General features: G+C 37.5%; 7 protein-coding genes. 4 read left to right on the top strand and 3 right to left on the bottom strand.

The window, feature by feature from the left end:
- Positions 1–104 precede the first annotated feature (104 nt).
- Positions 105–1,352, top strand: coding sequence for a transposase (locus tag K8S13_RS17920; protein ID WP_291464653.1), 1,248 nt, complete (start codon positions 105–107; stop codon positions 1,350–1,352).
- Here K8S13_RS17920 and K8S13_RS25795 read toward each other — a convergent pair.
- On the bottom strand, positions 1,345–1,656 hold the full coding sequence (locus K8S13_RS25795; protein WP_367172726.1) for a type II toxin-antitoxin system YafQ family toxin: 312 nt from the start codon (positions 1,654–1,656) through the stop codon (positions 1,345–1,347). The genes K8S13_RS17920 and K8S13_RS25795 overlap by 8 nt on opposite strands.
- The gene (locus tag K8S13_RS17915; RefSeq protein ID WP_291464652.1) at positions 1,646–1,903 is read right to left on the bottom strand and encodes a type II toxin-antitoxin system prevent-host-death family antitoxin; all 258 of its coding nucleotides are present in this window, start codon (positions 1,901–1,903) and stop codon (positions 1,646–1,648) included. Before K8S13_RS17915 ends, K8S13_RS25795 begins: the two co-directional genes overlap by 11 nt.
- 43 nt (positions 1,904–1,946) lie before the next feature.
- Between K8S13_RS17915 and K8S13_RS25790 the strand changes: the two genes are divergently transcribed.
- The 3 genes from K8S13_RS25790 to K8S13_RS17905 all read left to right on the top strand — a co-directional run bounded on the left by K8S13_RS25790 (position 1,947) and on the right by K8S13_RS17905 (position 3,308).
- A complete protein-coding gene (locus K8S13_RS25790) occupies positions 1,947–2,105 on the top strand; it encodes a toxin-antitoxin system HicB family antitoxin (RefSeq protein ID WP_367172725.1) in 159 nt (52 codons plus the stop codon).
- Between the two features lie 288 nt (positions 2,106–2,393).
- Positions 2,394–2,885, top strand: coding sequence for a GNAT family N-acetyltransferase (locus tag K8S13_RS17910; protein ID WP_291464650.1), 492 nt, complete (start codon positions 2,394–2,396; stop codon positions 2,883–2,885).
- A gap of 45 nt (positions 2,886–2,930) precedes the next feature.
- Positions 2,931–3,308, top strand: coding sequence for a YajD family HNH nuclease (locus K8S13_RS17905; RefSeq protein ID WP_291464648.1), 378 nt, complete (start codon positions 2,931–2,933; stop codon positions 3,306–3,308).
- Positions 3,309–3,323: 15 nt separating this feature from the next.
- On the opposite strand, the gene K8S13_RS17900 is transcribed toward K8S13_RS17905, so the two are convergent.
- A partial coding sequence (locus K8S13_RS17900; RefSeq protein WP_291464646.1) for an FtsX-like permease family protein occupies positions 3,324–3,672 on the bottom strand: 349 nt, incomplete at its 5' end.

The raw sequence follows: 3,672 nt of genomic DNA, 5'->3' as shown, positions 1-3,672 counted from the left end.
TATAGTTAATTTCATTTGACTTCATACTGCTCTTGTATTTCCTATTTTTTTATCATACAATAACGTTATAGTTTGGGATATGATAAAAAATACAAGGAGAAGATATGTCGTTTCAGGGCGTCGAGTTCACGCCAGAAATGCGTAAAATGGCAGTAAACGTAAAGCATTATTTTGATAATTTGAAGTCAACCCCGGACAGCTTGAGAAACCCTGCCACTCGGCTCGCCGCGTCTGCCCTTGGTATAAGTGAATCAACAGTAAAAGTGATCATGGCCGCTTACAATAAAAAAGGGGAAGACGGGCTTGGGTGGAGCAAATCACAGCAACGAGGACGTCCCGCATATGCGGTAGAGACTGGTGTCGTACCCCATGTTCGTCAATTCATTCGTAGGGCTAATAGAAATGGTGATCAAGTAAATGTAGAAATAATCCGTCATTATATGCGAGATGAGTTACATTGTGATGTTGCTCATACGACACTATGGAGAGCACTACAGCGATGGGGGTTTGAATTTGGGACAGGAGTTCGATCTGCACAACTCAAAGAAAGCGAACGAATTGTTATTTTGAGAAGGCAATATTTAAGGCAGAAACTGGCTAATCGTGATGACAAAGGTCAAATAATTCGCCCTGAAGTTTACCTGGACGAATCATATATCAATAAAAATCATTCAAATGACAAGACTTGGTATTTTGAGAAAGACGGTATTATTATTGGAAAACCAACTGGAAAAGGTGACCGTTTAATTATTTTAAACGCAGTAACAAAAGATGGATGGGTTCCAAATTCAAAGCTTGTTTTCAAGGCATCAAAAAAAACAGGTGATTACCACACAAATATGAATTGGGATAATTTTTCAAAATGGTTTCAAGAGAAACTACTTAAAAATATTCCAGAAAATTCATTGATTCTAATGGATAATGCGCCTTACCATAATGTGCTTGTTGAAGAAGCCTTTCCCAAAAAAAATCATTCGGTAAAAAGATTGCGTGAATGGTTGTCAAATAATGAAATCCCCTGGACCAAAGATATGTTAAAATCAGAGCTTTTTGATTTATGTTCACGGTTTGCAGTAAAACCAGAATTTTTGATTGATAGAATTGCTCGAAAAGAGGGCCATTCTATTTTACGAACACCCCCTTACCACCCTGAACTACAACCTATTGAAACATGTTGGGCAGTCGTTAAAAATTATGTTGCCCAGCACAATGACTGCACTATGAAAAAAGTTTTAGTTTTACTGGAAGAGGGGTTCGAAAAGGTAACCAACAAAACATGCCAGAAGTTAATTGAAAAAGTAAATTTGCAAGAAAAGGCCTTTTGGGATGAAGACACCGGCAAAACTATTTAATACAGAATGAGGTCATGTGAAATAAACTATAATAGACTTCATTATGGTGCCCAACATTAACTAAAATTATTTCTTTTTCTGTGACAAAAAATTCAAGAGTGATTCTATAGGATATATTTATAGAAACTGAATACAGATCTTTTAATTTACCTTTTAAAGGATGGAGTCTCAAAGACTGATGATTTGGGTCATACTCTAAAATTTTTAGTGTTTTTTCATATTGTGACAACAACTCAGGATGTCTTTTAGCAAATTTAGAAGCCCGTTTAATATAACTATTTGTATAGATTAATTTAAACGTCATGAGTTATTCTTTTTATATGGTCTTCAACACTTTCAATAACAAAATTTCCATCCTGATAATCACCTTTAGTTTGGTGAAGTGCAGCGTCAAGTTCACATTCTCTTAAATAGTTATATTGTTTCATATCCATTATTACAAATTTTTCTTTGCCTCGAACGGTAATGATCAACTCATGATTTTCTGTAAGGCTATTTTCAATCACTGATATACCTTTTGTTTTTAATTGATTGGCTGTTATGGTATTCATATCAAACTCCGTTAAACATTTTTAAAAAACTATTAATAATACTTTGCATCATATTGGTCAAGCAATCTTATTTACACGGACGAGCTGCAGATTTTGCAATAAAAATAATCTTCATGCAGATTTTGCCAGTGTTGCTACTGCTGAAGAAAAAAGTTTAAATCAATGGATTATAGATACTTTGGAGCATGCTGTTCATATTTAGTTTTCATGCAACTGTCGAGGCATAACAAAAAATGGACGGACTGGATCGATTACTGGAAAATTCTGCGGATAAAAATCCGGAAACAACGGGATTAATTATTTCTCATTGACTTAGCACTCGATTTACAGTTGAATTCATGGAGTTTTGGGAGAAAATCCATAATCCTGATTTTAATGTTACTGAATTCCGTAAACATTAAAAATCAAGGCGGTTTAAATGGCTTTGTGCTTACCGTAAAACAATGGATTCAAAAAACTAATTCAACAGATACATAAAATAAGCTAAAAGATGATAACCCGGATAGAGACAATTGATGAAATTAAACCGATTTATAGAGAGTATCTGGATTATATGAGTCAATTTTTCGAAATTCATGATTTTGATTCGTGGTGTAAGGGCGCTCTGAAAAATTTACAACACTATTTGATTGCAGATGATCGGTACATTTATATTCTAAAGGAATCAGAATCTATTATCGGCTTTGCCTTGGTCAATAAACACTTTCGGTACAATAATGACGGCTTTGCAGTGGCAGAGTTCTACATTCAAAAAGATCATGAGAGAAAAGGGCATGGCCATAAGTTGGCTGAACACATATTTGCACAGTTCACAGGCAATTGGGAAGTTGCCATTACATTGAAAAACAAGGCTGCTCTGGTATTTTGGGAGCAGGTGGTGTCATCATACACAAATGGAAAATTTATAAAAAAAAGGACTGATTCATTTAAGGGATATGGCTTTATATTCAACACTGCAGACAAGTCACGGATTTTGCAATAAGAGTAACCCATTAATCGAATCATCTATATCTAAGGGAGAAAACATATGCCTTCAAAGGACAAAAACACTGCCAATCTGACTGTCTCAGAGGCGCTTCGCTTCAAAAAAGATCGGGAAAATACCTATCGAGAAAGGGCTCTCAAACTTTTTCCCTGGATCTGCGCCCATTGTGGTCGCGAATTCAGCGGCAAACGTCTGCGCGAGCTAACCGTGCACCATAAAGACCACAATCATGACAACAATCCTCCGGACGGCAGTAACTGGGAACTGTTGTGCATTTACTGCCACGACAATGAACACTCCCGGGACCAGGTTGCCGATGCCTATGACCATGAAATACCCGACAATTCTTCGGAAAATGGTGGTGGCGATACCCCGTTTGCCGGACTGGGGGATTTATTGAAGGGCAAACTGCCTGAATAAAAAAGGAATCATACTCTATCCGGTATTTGCCAGAAGCTTGATCGGTTTTGTGTTCATGACTTTCCGGGATGCGGTAAGGGCAGTGCCCATGCAGATACAGGTGGTCAACAAAAGGATCATAAGGGAAACCCCCAGGTCAAACTGCCAGAGGCTGTCAAAAAAATACCAGGAGATAGCCAAAGAAAACCCAAAACTCAACAGGATAGCAAACAAGGCTGCGGTAAACCCGATAAACCCGAACTCCAGCAGGGTGATGGCCTGAATCTCTTTAAAATCTGCTCCCAGAACCTTTAAAAGGTTGATCTGATTTTCATTTTTCCAGGCCTCGTGACGGGCAATGGAAAAAATGGAGACAAGCCCTGCT

This window comes from Desulfobacula sp. (genome assembly GCF_021107415.1).
Note: the sequence above shows the minus strand (reverse complement) of the source record. Positions and strands in the feature narration are given on the sequence as shown.